Source organism: Streptomyces sp. NPDC111516 (assembly GCF_055635345.1).
On the sequence record NZ_JBVKBV010000018.1, the window covers coordinates 1 to 18,066 of the forward strand.

General features: G+C 71.8%; 12 protein-coding genes. 9 read left to right on the plus strand and 3 right to left on the minus strand.

Going from position 1 to position 18,066, the window contains the following annotated elements; translation table 11 throughout:
• Positions 1–194: 194 nt before the first annotated feature.
• On the plus strand, positions 195–728 hold the full coding sequence (locus ACZ7L9_RS27605; protein ID WP_471419254.1) for a CBS domain-containing protein: 534 nt from the start codon (positions 195–197) through the stop codon (positions 726–728).
• Between the two features lie 509 nt (positions 729–1,237).
• Positions 1,238–1,945: a helix-turn-helix transcriptional regulator gene (locus ACZ7L9_RS27610; RefSeq protein WP_471419256.1), complete on the plus strand. Its 708-nt coding sequence runs from the start codon at positions 1,238–1,240 to the stop codon at positions 1,943–1,945.
• 17 nt (positions 1,946–1,962) lie between these two features.
• Here the strand turns inward: ACZ7L9_RS27610 and ACZ7L9_RS27615 are convergent, their stop codons facing one another.
• Together ACZ7L9_RS27615 and ACZ7L9_RS27620 are read right to left on the minus strand one after the other, a co-directional pair.
• Positions 1,963–4,524 carry a helix-turn-helix transcriptional regulator gene (locus ACZ7L9_RS27615; protein ID WP_471419258.1) on the minus strand — a complete coding sequence of 854 codons (2,562 nt, stop codon included), beginning with the start codon at positions 4,522–4,524 and terminating at the stop codon, positions 1,963–1,965.
• A gap of 32 nt (positions 4,525–4,556) precedes the next feature.
• Positions 4,557–6,947, minus strand: coding sequence for a helix-turn-helix transcriptional regulator (locus ACZ7L9_RS27620; RefSeq protein WP_471419260.1), 2,391 nt, complete (start codon positions 6,945–6,947; stop codon positions 4,557–4,559).
• A gap of 286 nt (positions 6,948–7,233) precedes the next feature.
• Between ACZ7L9_RS27620 and ACZ7L9_RS27625 the strand changes: the two genes are divergently transcribed.
• The 7 genes from ACZ7L9_RS27625 to ACZ7L9_RS27655 all read left to right on the plus strand — a co-directional run bounded on the left by ACZ7L9_RS27625 (position 7,234) and on the right by ACZ7L9_RS27655 (position 16,317).
• The gene (locus tag ACZ7L9_RS27625) at positions 7,234–9,966 is read left to right on the plus strand and encodes a LuxR C-terminal-related transcriptional regulator (protein WP_471419262.1); all 2,733 of its coding nucleotides are present in this window, start codon (positions 7,234–7,236) and stop codon (positions 9,964–9,966) included.
• A 412-nt stretch (positions 9,967–10,378) separates the two neighbouring features.
• Positions 10,379–11,209 (plus strand): PAS domain-containing protein, encoded by an 831-nt coding sequence (locus ACZ7L9_RS27630; protein WP_471419264.1) that lies wholly within the window; start codon positions 10,379–10,381, stop codon positions 11,207–11,209.
• A gap of 95 nt (positions 11,210–11,304) precedes the next feature.
• Positions 11,305–12,057: a response regulator transcription factor gene (locus tag ACZ7L9_RS27635; RefSeq protein WP_471419266.1), complete on the plus strand. Its 753-nt coding sequence runs from the start codon at positions 11,305–11,307 to the stop codon at positions 12,055–12,057.
• A gap of 3 nt (positions 12,058–12,060) precedes the next feature.
• Positions 12,061–13,056 carry a sensor histidine kinase gene (locus tag ACZ7L9_RS27640; protein ID WP_471419268.1) on the plus strand — a complete coding sequence of 332 codons (996 nt, stop codon included), beginning with the start codon at positions 12,061–12,063 and terminating at the stop codon, positions 13,054–13,056.
• Positions 13,057–13,444: 388 nt separating this feature from the next.
• Positions 13,445–14,560: a S8 family peptidase gene (locus tag ACZ7L9_RS27645; protein ID WP_471419270.1), complete on the plus strand. Its 1,116-nt coding sequence runs from the start codon at positions 13,445–13,447 to the stop codon at positions 14,558–14,560.
• A 70-nt stretch (positions 14,561–14,630) separates the two neighbouring features.
• Positions 14,631–15,599, plus strand: coding sequence for an ABC transporter ATP-binding protein (locus ACZ7L9_RS27650; protein ID WP_471419272.1), 969 nt, complete (start codon positions 14,631–14,633; stop codon positions 15,597–15,599).
• Complete coding sequence (locus ACZ7L9_RS27655; RefSeq protein WP_471419274.1) at positions 15,580–16,317, plus strand: ABC transporter permease; 738 nt, start codon at positions 15,580–15,582, stop codon at positions 16,315–16,317. The genes ACZ7L9_RS27650 and ACZ7L9_RS27655 overlap by 20 nt, the downstream gene beginning before the upstream one ends.
• A gap of 131 nt (positions 16,318–16,448) precedes the next feature.
• Here the strand turns inward: ACZ7L9_RS27655 and ACZ7L9_RS27660 are convergent, their stop codons facing one another.
• On the minus strand, positions 16,449–17,624 hold the full coding sequence (locus ACZ7L9_RS27660) for a M23 family metallopeptidase (protein WP_471419276.1): 1,176 nt from the start codon (positions 17,622–17,624) through the stop codon (positions 16,449–16,451).
• Positions 17,625–18,066: the final 442 nt, after the last annotated feature.

Sequence of the window (18,066 nt, forward strand, 5' to 3'; positions counted from 1 at the left end):
GGAGGCGCTGGACACCCTTGCCGGACTGCTCACCACCCGCGAGACCGTCGACGGATCCGTGGTCCTCGACGTACTCCAACAGCAACAGCAACAGCAAGAGCGGTCGGACGGTCACCGCACCGAGACGGAAGGGAAGCCGACGCCCTCCCCGTGATGCCGCGGCGACACTCGCAAACAAGAAGAAGGAGGCGACCATGGAAGAGCAGCAGCCGGCGGCGGTCCACGGTGAGCAGGAGGTCTTGGCGCGGACGGTCGCCGTCGTGATGCGCACCGCCGTGGTCACGATCGATGTCGACGAAACCGTGCTCGTGGCCTGGGAGCTGCTGGAGCGATCCGGCTCCCGTCACCTTCCGGTCGTGCGTCCGGACGGTCGCTGTGCCGGCCTGCTGGCCAGGGCCGACGTGGCGGTCGCCTGTGCGGCACCGGCCGCCTCGCTGTCCGGCCTGCGCGTGTGCGACCTCCTGCCCGCCCGCAGGCCGGCGCTCGTACATGTCGAGCAGACCGTACGCCACGCAGCCGACCTCATGAGCTGTATCGAAGCCGACGCCCTGCCGGTGCTGGAGGAAGACGGGCGTCTCGCCGGGGTGCTGACCGCCGCCGACATTGTCGCGGCGCTCGCCGGTCGTCCGGTGCGGAAGGAACCCGCCGACACGTGGCCGCCGGCCTCGTCCACGGTGTTGCCCAGGCTCCCGCCCCGGCGGGGCTACCGTGGAACGGCGGTGCCCTGAGCGGTCGACGCCGACAATCGGGTGACGGGTGTGGTGGCGGAGTCCGACCTGCTGGCGAAGGCCGCGGTCGAGGCGTCCGGGTAGGAACCCGGCGCGACCGGCCGGCTGAGGGAACGCGGGCTGCACGACAAGGCCCGCGCCGATATGGCCGAGACGCGGATGACCCCTCAGGCCATCACCGTGTTCCCTGAGGGCCGGACGGTACGGGCTCCGGCCCGGCATGAACGGCTGCAAATCCTCGACGCGAGGTTCGAGGACCTGGCACGGCCTTCGGGCGGCAGGACGGCGCGGCCGAGTTGCTGTCGTGGCCGAGATCTTGCGGCACCCGGCGAACATGCAGGCCGGAGAGGTCTACACGCGTCGGACCGTGGCCTGATTGTCGATCGATTGCAACGGAGAAGTGGCGGAAAACAGCACCCCGCAGGGACATAATCGCCAGGTGCGCGAGGAGTGGCTGCTGGGGAGCCGTCGCGCCGGGCAGTCGGTCGATGGATGGACGGGGGCGCCGCATGAACACCGGATCGGTCAGGGTCGCGGTCGTGGCACGGGGCGAGGTGGCACGCGGTGGGCTGGCAGCCATGCTGGGGCAAACCGGCCTTGTGAAGCAGACCGCAGTCTTCCGGCCCGAGGAGTTCACGGCGTCGTCACCGGAGGACGCCATCCAGTTGCTCATCCTCTCCTGCGACGTACTGATGCTGTGGTGTGTGAACGGCTTCGGGCAGGGTGAGGACGCGTGGACGGCCGAACTCGCAGCGGTCGTCCGCAGGAACGGGATACACGTGGTGCTGGTGCTGCCCGGAGACGAGGTGACGCGGATCGCGTCAGGCGGGGCCGTGCCCTGTGACGGCGTCCTGGACCAGGACGCCTTGACCACCGAGGGATTGAGCGACGCGCTGTGCAGGCTCGCCAATGGTGAGCCGCTGCTGCCGGAGCCGACCGGGCGGACGCAGCCGCGCCGGGCCGGCGGCCGGGAGGTCGTGCCGCAGAAAAGATCGCCGATCGGACTGCTCGCCGAGCGCGAGACAAAGGTGCTGGAGCTACTCGTCGACGGGCTGAGCAACCGGCAGATCGGAGAGGCCCTCGGGGTGTCCGAGCACGCCGCCAAGCGCACAGTGGCGATCGTGTTGTCCAAGCTGAACTGCCCCAACCGCACCCAGGCCGTCGCGGTCGCCCTGCGCGAGGGGCTGGTGGGCACGGGCGAGGCGCAGTACACGTAGTCCGGCCGGGACAGGGCCTACGGGTGCCCCAGGACCACCGCGAGATCGGCTCGCCCGCTGATGCCCAGGGCCCGGTAGGTGTGGGTCAGATGGAGTTCGACCGTACGCACGCTGACCGACAGCGCTTCGGAGATCACCGTGTTCGACCGGCCTTCGGCGGCGAGCAGCGCGACCCTGAGCTGGGCCGGGCTCAACCGTGCCCGACCCGTCAGCGGCTGCGCGGCGAACCGGGCGGCGACCTCAGCGACGCGCCGGACCGGCCGCCCCCCGGCGGCTCGGCCGACCGCTACGGCTTCGTCCAGCAGGCTTCTCGCCTGAGTCGGGCGGCCCGCGTCGAGAAGGGCGGAGGCCAGTTCCGCCATCGCTCGCGCATACAGGCCCCGGGTCGTCGTACCGGCGAACACACGTACCGCCGTCCGCAGATGCCGGAGCGCCGTCGGGCCCGTGAGGGCGCGTCCCGTCCAGAGGTGGACGGCACCGACGGCGCCCGGCGCGCCCCAGGCCCGGGCCGCCGCGAGGCTTTCGGCACCCAGGCGGGCCGCGGCCTGCGGGTTCACGGTGGCCTGCGCCATGGCGAGATGCGGACGCCAGGGCACGACAGCGGGATTCGCGCAGCCGAGGGCCTGGAGGATCCGGCCGCACTCGTGCAAGTGGGCCGTCGCCTGGGCGATCTGACCGGTGCGCAGGCCGACGACGCACCGGGCGAACAGCAGGTGGGTCCGGCCGAGAGAGTGCTCGTGCCGGTTCGGCGGAACCCCCGCCAGAGCCGCCTCCGCAAGGTCCGGCCGCCCGGAGTCCAGGGCCACGAGCGCCTCCAGGGCGGTCAGCCTCGACAGCGCCCCGGGATGCCAGTGTCGCCGCGGCACCTCCGCGACCGCCTCGGCGAGCCGGACCCCGGCCTCGTCCGACTCGCCGGTTCGAAAGGCGAGTTCGGCGAGGCCCAGCAGGGCCTGACCGATCGCCGCGCCCGCCTTCTGCCGTCGGGCCTCCGCCTCGATCCGCTCCAGTCCGTCCCGCGCCAGGTCCACGTCCTCGGTGACGGTGAGGACTCTCGCGGCGACGAACCGGGGGGTCAACAGTCCGGCCTCGGCCCGCGTGAGCACGGCGCCGGCGAGTCGGCGGGCCCTGCCGATCCCCCGCCCGGCCAGACAGTGCCGCCAGGCGGCGGCCGCGGCCTCGGCCGCATCGAACGCCGACGACGGCCCGGCCCCGGGACCGTTGGCCGGTGCCACCGTGCCGGAGGCCGGTGCGGTGGCGGCCGGGCCGGTCCCCAGGGCCAGCTTTCGCAGGCCGAGCAGCGTGCGCCGCTCGGCCGCGGACATCGTTTCCGCCGCCGCGCAGAGGGCGGCCGCCACATCGTCCCCGCCACCGCGCAGGGTCAGCAGGTCGGCGGCGAGCAGCCGGGCCGCGGTCCGGTCCGGGGCGGTGGCCTCCGCCAGGATGCGGCGGAGCCCACGGTCGGCGGCCTCGGGCCGCACGGACGACTGCGCCCTCGCCAGCTCCAGCAGCACGTCCGTGCGCAGCCCGTCGGCTGCTCCACGGTCCATCGCCTGTTCGAGGAACGCGACCGCGGCGGCGTCCTCGCCGGACCGTCGGGCGTGCACGCCCGCCGCGTACAGGGCCCCCGGCACCCAGGGCGCGGTCAGCCGGGTCTGCGCGACGAGCCGTCCGAGCACCGCTTCCGAAAACCCTTCGCGGCGCGCCGACGCCACGGCGCGCTCGTGGAGAACGCGTCGACGGCTGTCGTCCAGGAGACCGAGAACGCGGTCGGCCACCAAGGGGTCGTACACCCGGGGGTGCGCGACCGAGTCGAGCAGCCCGGTCCCGGCCAGCTCCGCACGGGCTCGTTCGCGGTCCGGCGGGAGGATTTCGGCCAGTTCGCAGACCTGGCCGAAGGAGAAGTCCCCTCCCGCCACCGCGCTCGCCCCGACCAGTGCGATCGTCCGCTCGGACGCCCGGGCCAGGGTGCTTCGCAGGTGGTGTCTGCCCACCTGGTCGGCGAGCGCCGCGAACTCGTCGGGACCGGGCGCCGGAGCGGGCCACCGCCGGATCGTGGCGCACAGGACCGCCGGGTTGCCGCCCGTCGCGGCGACCGCGGGCGAGACGAGCGGGTCGGCGGCGTCCTCGCCGTAGGCCGCGACGAGCAGCGTCCGCACGGCCTGGGCGCTCAGGGGGCGCAGGGCCAGCTCGTACCGGGGAGCGACGCCCGCGCCGGGAACGCCCGGACCGGTGCCGGCGACCACCCGCAGCAGCGGCCGCGGTTCCGCAGGGCCCGCGAGATACGCCGCCGGTTCCGTCCGGGGTGTGCCCCGGACGTCGTCCACGAGGACCGCCAAGGGTGCTCCGGGGATGCCGCGCTCCGCCTCCGCCGCGCCGGAGCCGGCCGGGCGGGCGGGTGCGGTGACGACGTGCAGTCTCGCCCGCCGGGCGAGCGTGGCGGCCTCGGCGAGCACGGCGCTGCGTCCGGTACCAGGCCGCCCGCGCACGACGACGGTCACCGGTACGCCGTCCGCGGCATCGCGCACCGCCCGCTCCAGCGTCGCCAGTTCGTCCGACCGCTCCAGGAGCCCGCCCCGCACGGTGGCCGGTGCGGAGGGTCGCGACAGCGGGCTCAACGTGCCTGGCCGGGCACGCGCGCGGGCGGGCACGGTCCGTGGGAGGGGAACCGCTCGGCGAGGCCGGCGCGACCGGTGACGCCGAGTTTCCGGTACACGTTCGTCAGGTGGTACTCGACGGTGCGCACGGTCAGACAGAGCGCGTCGGCGATGGCCCGGTTCGACGCCCCGGCCGCCGCCATCTCCGCCACGGGACACTCGGCGTCGCTGAGCGCGGCCCGCGCGGGCCTGCCGCCCGCCGAGTCGAGGGCGGCCCGCGCCTGTTCGGCCACGGCGCTCAGGCCGCACCGCACGGCCGTCGTCCGCGCCGCGTCCAGACGAGTGCGCGCGGCCTTCTCGTCCCCCCGTTGCAACAGGGCCGTTCCGAGCCGGAGTTCGGCGAGCGCGTGGGAGTGCTGGTCACAGGTGTGCGCCAGTACGCGAACGCTCTCGGTGAGGAGTTCCACGCGGTCGGCGGCACCGGCCGCCAGCCCCCGGGCCAGCAGACTCAGCCCGGTGCTGCGGGCCGTCGGCCACCGCTCGGCCAGGTGCCGGCCGAGTTCGGCCCGCTCCGCGGCGGCGCTCGCCCGGCCCAGCTCCATGAGCAGATCCGTGCTCTGCACCCACCAGGTCGTGAACACCGGGTTCAGCACCCCGGCGGTGGCCAGACTCGCCCCACACCGTTCCAGCAGGCTCAGGGCCTGCTCGGGCCGGCCACGGCCGCGCTCGAGGAGGGCCCTGGCCATCAGGTGATGGTGGTGCTCCCAGACGGAGTCGTCGAAGCGGCGGCCGTCCAGTCGGCGCAGGACGTCCTCGGCCCGGTCGAGTTCGCCCCGAGCCACAAGTGCCAGGGCCAGGGCGATCGGCGCCAGGTGGGTTCCTTCGGCCCCGCCCTGGCGCTCGGAGAGGCGGGACGCGGCCAGCGCCGACTCGGCCGCCTCGGACGCCTGGCCAGATTCGAGCAACAGCAGCGCCCGGGCCGAAGCGGCGTGGCACTCGGCCCACACCTCCTCGCGCCGCCCGCTGTCCACGACGGTCCGGCGCAGGTGGTCGAGCGCGGTCGTGGTGTCGTCGGCCAGCGCGAGGACCTGGGCCGCGGCGACCCTGGCCCAGGCGGAGCGCGGCCGCTCGGACCACAGGACCTGACGGGCGTCGCAGACCGCGGCGTCGGGATCGACTCCCGCCAGCGCGGTGCGCAGTGCGCGGGCGGCGAGCACCAGGTGCTCGGTCGGATCGTCGGCGGACCGGTGGGAGACGCCGGCCCGGACCGGCCGGGACCGGGAGTGGGGCTGATCGTCCGTACGGTCGCACACCGGCTCGCGCAACAGAGCGCTGAGCGCCTCGGGCGTGTCCGGGTATCGGTGCGTCATGAGCGCGGTGAGCCGGAGCGGGCCGGCGGCGCGTGTTCGGACCAGCGGGTCGTCCGTGCGGGACAGCGAGCCCTCCAGATGCTTCCGGGCGGCCCCCGGATCGATGTCGAGCAGCGCGGCCGCGAGGTCCATGCGGACGGTGACGTCGTCGGGGTCGGCCTCGTGGAGCCGTCTCAGATAGGACACCGCGGACGCCGGACGGTCGTGCCGTGCGGCGGCGGCCGCCTCCTTGAGGACGGCATTCATCCAGGGGCGGTCCAGCGTCGACTGTCCGAGCAGCAGGTCGGCCACCTGCCCGGCCGGTCTTGCCGCGTCGTTGAGGATCTCGGCGGCCTGCGCGCGTATCCGCTCGCACCCGGCCTCGGGCAGCGTGTCCAGCAGCGGCAGGACATCGCGCGCCGGGATCCGTCCCGGGAGCAGGCCGAGGGCCCGGGCGGACTCCAGCAGCCTGCCGGTCACTCCGGAGGGGGTCCCGGCGAGGGCACCGACGAGATCCGGGTCGGTGCTGCGCAGCAGCGCCGCCGCCTGGGTGACCCGGAGCAGCCCGGACTCGCGCGGGCCGACCTCGTCGAGGCTCCCGGCAGCCGGCCGGGCGGTGCCGGACCGCCAGAGGCCGGTGGCGTGGACGACCGAGCAGTAGTCCCGCGTCAGCAATTCGTGGAACGCCGCCGCGGCCGCGGCCAGCAGATTGGGCGACAGGCTCAGCAGGACGGTCAGCGGCGCCCCGGCCGTGGCGTGCATCAGATGGTCGATGCAGCGGAGCGTGCCCTCGTCGCACCATTGCGCGTCGCCGATGGCGAGGACCAGCGGCCCGCGCGCCAGCAGGCCGTCGACCAGTCCCAGGGCCGCGTGCCGTACTTCGCGCGGCGGGAGCGGTTCGTCGTGGGCCGCGCCGAGCAGGCGGCGCAGCACGGCGTGCTCCGTGCCGGCCGCCTCGCGTCGGCAGCCGACGTATCGCACGCTCGCTTCCCGTCCGCACCTGTCACCGACATGGCGTGCGATCGTGTCCACGGGGGTGCGGTCGGGGGAGCCGAGCATCACCACACAGTGCGCTCGGGACCGTTCCGCGGGGATCGGGCAGACCGAAGGGCCCGGGCGGGCGGGCCGGACGACAGAGTTGACAGCGGCGGGGGAGGCGGATCGAGAAGCCGAGAACGTGAGGACGGGACGCACAGGATCTGATCGGCTCGAACTCATAATCATGACGATATGGCAATCCTCTGATCTTTTGTTGTGGGCGGCGGCCCTGTTCAGGAGGCCGCCGGGCCCATCTGCCCTGGAAGAACGCGTACTTGCACACCCCCGTACGTGAATGGAGGCCCCCGTGCCGCTTCGTGAGCGGATGCACAGTATTGGCTCGATCCGTACGGCAATGGCCCGCGTACGGACCGGCGACTTCGTGCTCGTGGCAATCACGGGCGCACCGGGCACGGGACGTTCGGCATTCCTCGACACGGTCGCGGAACTGGCTGCGAGGGACGGGTTCGTGGTACGACGAGCCCGCGGCAGCCGCCTGGAACAAGGCCTCCCCTTCGGCTTCCCCGGCGAGCCCCTCCCACGGGCCGTCGGCCCGGTGGCCCTTCTCGTCGACGATCTGCAATGGGCCGACGAGACCTCGTTGGCGTGGCTGGCCCGGCTGCTCGACGACCCGGGACCCGTCCCCCTGCTCATGGCGGTCGCGGTCTGCGAGGGCGAGTCGGCCGTCGAACTGCCGGGCGTGCAGGACTTCTTGTCGGCTGCGGACCATCTGGTCCGGATGGGGCCGCTCGGCGCGGAAGGAGTGCGCGCCCTGCTGGAGGAGCGCGGCATCGTCCTCCTCGACGAGCAAGTCGGGGCCTGGACCCGTGCGACGAGCGGCAATCCGGCCCTGATCGCCTCACTGCTCGACCGCCTGGACATCCCGCACCGTCTCGCCCCCGCACGACTGCTGGACCTCGCCCGCGCCCGGCCGGCGCCCTGGAACCTGCGGGCCCGGGTGGCCGCAGCCCTGACCGGCCACCCGGAACCCGTCCGTCGACTCGCCCACTGCGCCGCGATCCTCGGCGGGGCGGCCGAGACGCCCGTCCTCGCCCGTCTCGCGGATCTGGACCCGGCCGAAGGGGCCGCCGCGGCACGAGCGCTGCTCCGGCTCGGCTGGGCCGCCGACCGCTGGAAGCCGCCGGTTCTGTGGGACTGCGTACGCGAGATCGCCGAGGACGGCCTCTCCCTCGCCGACCGCACCCGACTCCACCGCCGCGCAGCCGAGTTGCTCCACGACACGGGGGCTCCGGCCGAGCGGATCGTCCCGCACTTCCTGGAAGTCGGCCCGGGGGAGTGGGCCGACGCCGCACGGGTGATGCGAGAGGCCGCATGCGAAGTGTGGAGCCGTGGGGACGACGCCCTCGCCATCCGCTGCCTGCGCCGGGCTCTGCGTGAGTTCCCGCCCGACAGCGCTCAGCGCGGCGACTTCCTGGCTGCGCTGGCCGACGCGGAGCAGGACGCCGACACCTCCGCCATGCTGCGCCACGTCGGCCAGGCGCTGCCCCTGCTGAGCTCGGTCGGCGAGCGCGCCGCGGTCGTGGCGTGCGTGCCGCTCACGCTGTTCCTCTCCGCTCCCCAGGCGGCGTCGGAGATGCTCGAGCACGCCGGGGACGAACACATCGGGGACGCCGGGGAACCGGGCACGGCGCCGACGGCCGATACCGAAGCGACGGAACTCGGACTGAGGCTGGAGGCCCGCGCGTGGCTGTTCGATCTCGCCGATCCGGCGGCCCCGGCAGCGGCGGTCGAGCGCCTGCGCGCCCTGGATCCGGTTTTCGCTCCCGGGCCGGGGACCGCGGCACAGCGCGAACTCGCGGCGGTCCTCGTCTTCGTCGGCGTCATCGGCGGACGGCTGCCCGCCCCCGAAGTGGCCGCCCGGGTGCGCTGGATGCTGGAGCACGAACCGGCATCGGCTGCCTCCGCGTACGCCGCGCCCGCGTTGACGATCGCCTGCGCGGCGGTGTCCGAGACGGAGGAACCCGTACGCAGCTGGCTGGACATGGCACTCGAAACGGCACGGCAACGCGGTGACGAACGGCTGCGGATCCACGTGCTGGGCTGGCGGGCGCTGACCGCCCTGCACGCCGGCCGGCTCGCGGACGCCTGGTCGGACGCGCGCGAGGCCTGCGCGGCGACCGCTGTCGCGCTGGGGGACAACGACTGGCTGACCGTGCTCGGCCTGACCTCCGTGGCGGTCGAGACGGGCGATCCCTGGCTGGCCGAGCGCCTGCGGGTCCTGTTGGCCGCAGGGCAAGGGACCGGGGGGCCGGTGTGCGGCCTCGCCCTGCGGGTGTTGCAGGTCTCGCTGACCCCCGAACGTGAACTGCCCGCTCTGGTCGCCGACCTGCAGGACGCCACCCGCCGCGCCAGGGCGGCCGGCTGGTGCAATCGGACGCTGTTCCCGGTGGACCTGTGGTGCGCGCCCCTGCTGCTCCGCCTCGGCGATCCGGAGGCCGCGCTGGAACTCGTCTCCCGCGCCTGTGACCGGGCCCGGGCGTCGGGCGCCCCGGCCGCACTCGGCCGCGTCCTGCGCATCTGGGGCACGGTCGTTCGCGGCCGGTATGCGCTGTCCCTGCTCGCCGAGTCCGTCGCAGTGCTCAGGGGAGGCTCCAACTCCCTCGAGTTGGGGCGATCGTTGACGGCCTACGGAAACCGGCTGCACGCGGCCGGGCGACCCGGCTCCGCCGAACTCCTCGCCGAGGCGGACCGGATCGCCGAGGCGACCGGCGAGTCACTGCTGCGATGCTGGGCCGGGCCGCAACTGTCGTCCCTGCACGGCGAGCCGCGTGGAGTCCTGCTGGCGGGCGGCGGGCTGCTCAGCGACACCGAGCGCCGGGTCGCCTCCCTGGTGGCTCTCGGACACACCAACCAGGACGCCGCGGAGGCGCTCGGCGTCACACGGCGCGCCGTGGAGAAGATCCTGACCAGGCTGTACCAGCGGCTGGGCGTGAACGGCCGGGCCGGGCTGATTCCGGCCGTGCGCCGCATGGCGGGAAAGGCCGCCTTCGCTTCGGGAGTGCTTGCCGAGAGACTGTGACTCCGCGCGACTGTGCTCCCGGCCCCGGCCCGCGGGCCTCGACGCGGCGGTGAATCACCGGACGTCCCCACCCCGGCGGCTTCCTGCCATCGGGCTCGGGCGGGATGCCCCCTTCGGTGACCGATCGGTGCACCGAACGGGCTACCGTTCGGTAAACCGAACCGGCGATGCGTGGCCGCGGGAAATCTATGCGGAATGTCTCGGAATTTTCGGTCAACCGGCGGCCGACGCATGGTGTACGGGCGTCTCCTGCGGGCCGCCCGACGTGGGCCGCAACGGAGCCTCCGAACCCGCCCGCCCGCGACCACAGTGTTTTCCGGGCGTCACTCGGTCCCATTGCACGTCAGCGTTCGGTCTCCTTAGGCTGGCACGCGGCCGGTGAACGATGAGGAAAGGAAGGGGATTGGCCTACATGGCCCACGTGGAGATCGGTACGGAGAGCGAGCTTCGGCAGGCAGGGGAGAGCAAAACTTTCCCCTCGAAGAAAATTCTGCGCCCCATCGGTGAACTGCACGATATCAATTCGCTCTTATTTGACACGGAGATGCGGAGCGAGAAATGCCGTGGTGTGATTCTCTCGCTCTTCGAACGCTCCGGAATCGGTCTCGCGATCCTCGACCCGACGCTGCGCGTGCGGTCCGTCAACAGTGCTTTGACCTCCCGGTGCGGTCGGCGCCCCGACGATCTCCGCGGCCGTGACTTCGCCGAGTTCCTGCACCCGGGCGTGCGGCAGTACGTGGTGCGCCACTTCGGCCGGCTCGTCCAGGGACACGGGGCACGCCTGGTCAGCTGCTCCGTCGCCATGTGTTTCCCGGACATCGCCGTGTCCGGCAAGCTCACCGCGTTCCCCGTGGAGGAGGAGGGCGCCGGCCGGGTCGAGATGATCGTGGTGCAGTTCACGCCGGAGGAGACGGGCGGCGGCCAAGAGGCGCTCGACGGCTCCGAGTGGAGGCTGGCGCCGCTCAGCGCCAAGGTCCTGGAGGGTGTGGCGGCGGGCAACCCGAGCGTACGCCTGGCGGCCAAGCTGTTCCTCAGCCGTCAGGGCATCGAGTACCACGTCAGCATGCTCCTGCGGCAGTTCAAGGTGCCCAATCGCACGGCGCTCGCGGCGAAGGCGTACTCGATGGGCGTGTTCAGCATCGGGTCCTGGCCGCCCAGGGTGCTCCCCGACTACATCCGTGCCGGTCACCAGGGGGCGGAGCTCGCGTGGGAGGAGGCGCGCGTGGAGTCGGGGCAGCCATAGACGTTGGTCGATGACCTTCGTTAGGGTGGGCGGCAGTTGTGTGGGGAGCCACCACGGTGACGCCGACCGCGTGGGGGAATGTCAGGCCGGCCGTTGTGCCGGCGTCAGGGCTCTGGCACTACGAGGACGATGTGAAACTACTGGTGGTTGAGGACAGCGTACGCGTGTCGGCGGCCCTCCAGGCGGCATTGGCCCAGCAGGGACTGGAAGCGGTGTGCGCCACCACCGGCAAGGCCGCGATCGAGCTTCTGGAACGGGCCCGCCCGGACGCTGTACTGCTCGACCTCGGGCTTCCCGACTGTGACGGCTTCATGCTGTGCAGCATGATGCGGGCAACCAGTTCCGTCCCGATCCTGGTGACCACCGCCCGCGGGGACCACGGCTCATGCGTGCGGGGACTCGACCTGGGCGCGGACGACTACCTCGTCAAACCCTACAACCTGGCCGAAGTGCTGGCCCGAATACGCGCGGTGATGCGCCGTCAGCGGCTGGCCGGGCCGGCAGTTGCCGTCCCCCCGGGCGGACCGGCCGAAGAGACGCCCGGCGATCTCCTCCTGGCAGGGCGTGTGCGGATCGACCTGAGGGAGCGGGCCGTGCTGGTCAACGGTGCCCCGACCGAACTGCCGGACGAGGAGTTCGACATCCTGGTCGCACTGGCCCGGCGGCCCGGCGAGACACTGCTCGCCGACCAGATCACCGACGAGATCCTGCGGGCCCACCGGGCTTCGCTCCAGACCTCGTTGCAGCACCACGTCGCCTCTCTGCGGGAACGGCTCGGACTGTCCCAGGTGATCGAGGCCGTCGAAGGAGGGGGCTACCGACTGTCGATCCCCGGATCGTCCGCGTAGCCGATGCAGCTCCTCTTACAGCCTCTACGCAGCGCGGGGACGCCCGCCGCCGATGGCGTCGCACTGTCCGCCGACGGGTCGTTCGCCGAGATCGGATGCGGTCCTGCGGTGGTCGCGCTCGTCCTGATCGCGGTGGCCCTGGCCGGACTGCGCAGCAGCCGCCGTCGGCGCCACATGCGCGAGCTGGAGCAAGCGGTCCGGCAGCTCGGCGACGGCGACCTGTCCAGCAGGGTGCCCGGGCACTCCGGGGGGCCGGCCGACGTACGCCGACTGGCGAGCGCGTTCAACGACATGGCCGACTTCGTGCACGCATGTGTGGAGAAGCAGGCCGCGTTCGTGGTGGATGCCTCGCACCAACTGCGTAATCCGCTGACCGTTCTGAATCTGCGGATGGAGATGCTCGCACTCCGGCTGGAGGGAGAAGGGCGGGAGGAGGCGGAGCTGATCCGCGAGGAGTTGAACGGGCTGGACATTCTGCTCGGCAGGCTCCTGAACATCGCCTCCGCGCGCAGTGCGCTCACCGTGGATGCCGGGCCGGTCCGCGTGCTGGACCTGGTGATGAACCGGGTCACGGCATGGCGGCCACAGGCCGAGCGCCGGTCGGTCTCGCTCCATGCGGCGGCCGGGCCCACGGCCGTGATCGGAGTCGACGCGACGCTGGTGGGCTCGATCCTGGACACCCTGCTGGACAACGCGATCAAGTTCAGTCCGGAGGGAGGACGGGTCACGGTGCTCCTCCGGGAGGACGGTCCCACCATCGGCGTCGACGTCGTCGACGAGGGCCCCGGGATCGCCCCGGCCGACCTGGAACGCATCGACGACCGGTTCTGGCGGAGTTCCGCGGTGCGGGACGAGCCGGGCGCGGGGCTCGGCCTGAGCATCGCCCGTGAGCTGGCGACGGTCATCGGCGGACGGTTGACGTTCACCGCTGTCGAGCCGCACGGACTGTGCGCGGGCCTGAAGTTGCCCCGGCTCGGCGTACGGCCGACGAGTCGATGACGCATCGGTGACCGTGGCCGGGTCCCGCGACGGGAGGCACCCGGCGAAAGACCTGGTGTCCGGCTCTTCGCACGAGGTGAATTTCCGGGGCGCCGAACCACCCCGTGCGCCGGGGGACCGGTTCCGCAACCCGGTCGCGGAAATTCTGGGAATTCTTATAGCGATGAGCGGTACGGCCAGCGGTTCTCCGGTAATGCGGGGAACGTGGTCGGCGAAGCCGGCCGACGCCGTTCGTGGGGCTTGTACCGCCGACCCCGCCCGGGCAGTCTGCCGTGCCCTCGGATAAGTGACTATATATTTCATGCGAGGAGAAATAGTGCGATCAGCCCGGTTCACCCGCCGCCACCGAATATCTGTCACCGCTCTGGCCATGGGAACTCTGCTCTGCGTGGGTGCAACGGCCGCCCCGGGGTACGCCGAGGACTTCGGGACCGTCGTCAATAACGGAAGTGACAGTGCGGTAGGCGCAAGTTATCTCGTCGTTTTCGAGGACGGAGCGCGGCCGGACGTCGCCGCCAGGTACGGTGTGCGGGTTCAGAAGAGATACGACCACGCGCTGCACGGGGCGCTGATCGAGGGCAGCGAGGAGCAGGCGAAGCGGCTGGCCGGCGATCCGGCCGTACGTCTGGTGGAGCAGAACACCGTGGTACACCGGGCGACTTCGGGCCGGGCGAAGGCAACGGCACCGCTGTCCTGTGGGCTGGACCGGATCGACCAGCCCGCGCTTCCGCTCGACGGTTCCTACACCTACCCGCAGCGTGCGGCGGCCGGAGTCGACGTCTACGTGGTCGATACCGGGATCGACTACCACCACCCAGACCTCCGGCCGCGCGCCAAGCCCGGCTTCGACGCCTTCGGCGGGGACGGCAGCGACGGCCACGGCAACGGCACCCTCATGGCTGGGATCGTCGGCGGCACCGAACACGGAGTGGCCAAGAAGGCAACGCTGATCTCGGTGAAGGTGCTCGACGCTCAGGGCGGCGGAACTCTCGCCGGAGTGGTGGCAGGGATCGACTGGATCACCGAGCACGCCAAGGGGCCGTCCGTGGCCAATTTCGTCATCGGAGCCCCTGCCAGCGAGGTGCTCGACGAAGCGGTGCGCAACTCCATCGCCGCCGGGGTCACGTACGCGCTATCGGCTGGTGCCAGTTTCGACGACGTCGCCAACTCTTCGCCGGCGCGGGTGGCCGAGGCCATCACCGTCGGTTCCTCCGACTGCGATGACCAGGTCGCCTCGTTCAGCAACTACGGCGACGGGCTGGACCTCTACGCCCCCGGGGTGGACATCACGTCCGCCTGGCCGGGAGGCGGGACGGGCACCGACTCCGGCACCTCGGTTTCCGCGGCACACGCGTCCGGTGCGGCCGCGCTCTACCTCGGCGGGCACCCGAAGGCCACCCCGCGCGAGGTCGGCAGGGCGCTGGACCGCGCCGCCGTGGTGGGCGCGCTCACCGGTGTGCCGACCGCCGACACCCCCAACAAGCTGCTCCAGGTGGCTCGGTGAGCAATCGTCCTCGAACCGGTTCTCCAGACCCTGAATCTCCTCAATCTCCTCCAAGGCAGCGGGCGAAACATTGCTGATCATCGAAGATCTCGTGAAGTGCTACCGGGGCGGTACGCGCGCCAACGACGGCATCGGCCTGCACGTCAAGGCCGGTGAGGTGGTCGGCCTCCTCGGGCACAACGGCGCCGGCAAGACGACGCTGATCAACCAGGTGGCCGGACTCGCGGTGCCGACATCCGGCACCATCAGGGTCGACGGATGCGATCCGGTCGCCGAACCCGCCAGGGTCCGCCGGATGGTCTCGGTGATGCCTCAGGCTCATGCGCCGCTGGCCGGTGTGACACCGCGGCAGGCCATCAGGACGATGGCCCGCATACGGGGGATGAACAAGCGGGCCGCCGTCGCGCGGACCGAGAAACTGATCGACGCACTGGACCTCGGCGAGTGGGCCGACACCACGGGTGAACGCCTTTCCGGCGGCATCCGGAGGCTGACGGCGTACGGCATGGCGGCGGCGGACCCCGGGCGGGTCGCGATGCTCGACGAGCCGACCAACGATGTGGACCCCGTACGCCGGAGGCTGCTGTGGGAGCAGATCCGTGAACTCGCCGAGCGGGGCTGCGCCGTTCTCCTCGTCACCCACAACGTGATCGAGGCCGAACGGAGCGTGGACCGCATCATCGTGATGGACTCGGGCAAGGTGCTGGCGGAGGGCACGGCCGCACAGCTCCGCTCCCGGGCAATCGGTGAGCTCAGGCTGGAGCTGACCGCGGCGACCACCGACGGCCTTCCGGACCTGCCCTCCGACATTCCCGCCGCGGGCCCGCCGCTGCGCAGCTCCCGACGGCTGGCGGTGCCCCTCGACTCCGACGCGGCGTCGGCGGCGCTCGCTTGGGCGCAGCAACTCCGCAACGCGGGGGACATCGACGAGTTCGCTCTGGTGCCGGTCGGCCTGGAGGACGTGTATCTGCAACTGGTCGGCGGCGACGCCGCCCCCGGCACCGAGGAGGGGGAGCAAGGTGAGTCACTGGCTGCGTAGTTACGGCCTGCTGCTGGGATGGACCGCGCTGCGGAGCCGCGCGACCCTGCCGTTGAACCTCATCATCCAGACCTGCCTCGCGGTGGGCATCATCGTGGGTTTCGGGTATCTCGTACCCGAGATGGACGACACCACCGCGCTCTACTTCGCGACGGGAGCCCCGGTACTGGGACTCATCACCGTCGGCATGGTGATCGGTCCTCAGGAGGTGGCATCCTCCAAGCAGGAAGGCATCTTCGACTTCAACCGGTCGCTGCCGGTGCCCAGAAGCGCTCTCATCGCGTCGGACGCCACGGTCGCGCTGATCACCGCGCTGCCCGGCATGGTGGCCGCGCTCGTGGTCGCCGGTCTGCGTTTCGACCTGACCCTCGACATCAGTCCGCTGGTCCTTCCCGCGATCCTCCTGACCGCGTTCACCGCCATCGGTCTGGGCTATGGGATCGGGTACGGGATGGCACCGCCGGCCGCCCGCATGATGTCCCAGCTGGTCGTGTTCGTGGCGCTGATGTTCTCGCCGATCACGTTCCCGGCGTCCCGGCTGCCCGACTGGTTCGAGTCCGTGCACGCCGTGCTCCCGTTCCAGTACATGGCCGAGTCCGTCCGGGACACGCTCAACACCCCTCCGGAGGGTGTTTCGTTGCTCCCCTTCGCCGTCCTGGCGGCCTGGTCCCTTGTCGGGTTCCTCATCACCTACCGGATGATGTCCCGTAGGCCCTGAGCCCTCTTCGCGGACGACGGGCCGCACACGACGCTCCCGGCACCCGGTGCCGGGAGCGTCGCAACACCTTCCGGTCTCGGAGGAGTTCACAAAGTGGGGGTCGCGAGCCGGGCGCCCACTTCGAGCTCGTCTCAGAGCGCCGTCCCGGGCAGCGGTTCCACCACAGCCTCCTCCTCGGGCACCGTCCGCGTCCTGACGCGGAAGTGCTCAGGCCCGGAGGGCCACTCACGGAAGTGCCGGAACAGCATCGGCAGGCCTCGGGCGACGGAGATGTCGGCACTGTCCATGGCCTGCATGTGCACATGCGGCTGGGTCGAGTTGCCGGAGTTGCCACAGTCCGCGATGTGCTGGCCCTCCACCACCCGCTGACCGACGGACACGCGGACGGAACCGGCCTTGAGGTGCGCCAGAGCGACGAACGGGCCGCTCTGCGACAGAGAGATGATCAGGTGGTTTCCGGCGACGGCGTTCGCCCCCCGGCGCAGCCTTGACGCCTGGCCCAGCATGTACGGCACGAGGGCCAGCTGCGACCGCCGTCCTTCGTGGTCGGGCTCGGCGTCGTGGACCGCGACGACGGTGCCGCCGACGGGTGCCAGGACCGGACGGCCGAAGGCATGGAAGAGCTCCGGTGGTTCGGTGGCGAGGAACGTGCGCCAGCTACGGCTGTCGGCAGTACGGTGTTTGTCGTCCACAGCGATGAAGTCGATGGCGTATCGGGTGCCGAGCAGGTCGGTTCCATGGCTCGGGACCTTTCGGGCCGGGCTGTTCCTGGCACGCCAGAGACCGGTGAAGGGCATTGACAGTTCAACCCCCTGGTCCCCCGGACCCTGTGAGGGCGACTCTCCGGACCGGCCTGCGACAGCGCCTCCCGCGGCGAGGGCGGTGGCGCCGATGGCGACCGTACGTGCGACGAAGAGCCGGCGGGAGCGGTCGCCGCCGGGTTCCGCCGCGCCGGAGGCTTCGCGGCGCCCGTCAGCCGACCGGGCGCTCCGGCGGGCGAGCGCCCGGCGGAGCAGCGGGCGGACCAGTTCGCCCAGGAGCAGAGCGAGGGTGAGGTACAGCAGCACGGGCAGCCAGGCGGAGGCCGCCCGGTCGGCGAGGGAAGCGACCTCGAAGGGCGGCTCGGCGGGCCCGGCGACGAGCACGAATGCGGTGGTAGCCGAGAGCAGCCACACCAGCACCGTGCCGATGCGCCGCCATGGACTGCCCGCGCCGGAGACGTCCTTGACGAGGCGGCGGTACAGATACCAGTGGACGGCTGCCAGGACGGAGAGGATCAGGGCGGCGTTCAGGAGTAAGAGGGCCATGTAGGTGAGCTCCCGTTGTCAGGGGTGCTGCGCGCAGTGTTCGTCAGGTCGGTGCCCGAAGGCGGCCCGGATGATCCGGGAGCGGCGCACTGCCGGATCCAAGTATGGCCGCCGGCCTCACCTCGTCAACGCATGGGGACTGCCGCCGGGTTTCCAATGAATGGGCATTCTCCTAGTCCTTCGGCAGGCGGCGCCCGTTCGCGTATGAGGCCCGCGGAGGTTTCCCCGAGATTATTGCAGGTCGGAGAGGATGCCGGCCCGGGAAAAGCCTTCAGAACTCGGCCCGTTCGTGCGGATGCGAACTGTTGACAGGTGCTGTTCGAGTGGATGAGCATGCTGATCAATGACGAAGGCCCGAACGAACACATCTCCCTGTCAGGGGGCATGCGAGTGGTGTGCAAACTCGTTGTGAATTCCAGCGCAACTTTTCTCGTCCGGGGAC

Coding starts and splice junctions, on each gene's coding strand:
- ACZ7L9_RS27660 (WP_471419276.1), bottom strand. CDS start 17,624: ATGGCCCTCTTACTCCTGAACGCCGCCCTGATCCTCTCCGTCCTGGCA.
- ACZ7L9_RS27640 (WP_471419268.1), top strand. CDS start 12,061: ATGCAGCTCCTCTTACAGCCTCTACGCAGCGCGGGGACGCCCGCCGCC.
- ACZ7L9_RS27620 (WP_471419260.1), bottom strand. CDS start 6,947: ATGCTCGGCTCCCCCGACCGCACCCCCGTGGACACGATCGCACGCCAT.
- ACZ7L9_RS27610 (WP_471419256.1), top strand. CDS start 1,238: ATGAACACCGGATCGGTCAGGGTCGCGGTCGTGGCACGGGGCGAGGTG.
- ACZ7L9_RS27605 (WP_471419254.1), top strand. CDS start 195: ATGGAAGAGCAGCAGCCGGCGGCGGTCCACGGTGAGCAGGAGGTCTTG.
- ACZ7L9_RS27630 (WP_471419264.1), top strand. CDS start 10,379: ATGGCCCACGTGGAGATCGGTACGGAGAGCGAGCTTCGGCAGGCAGGG.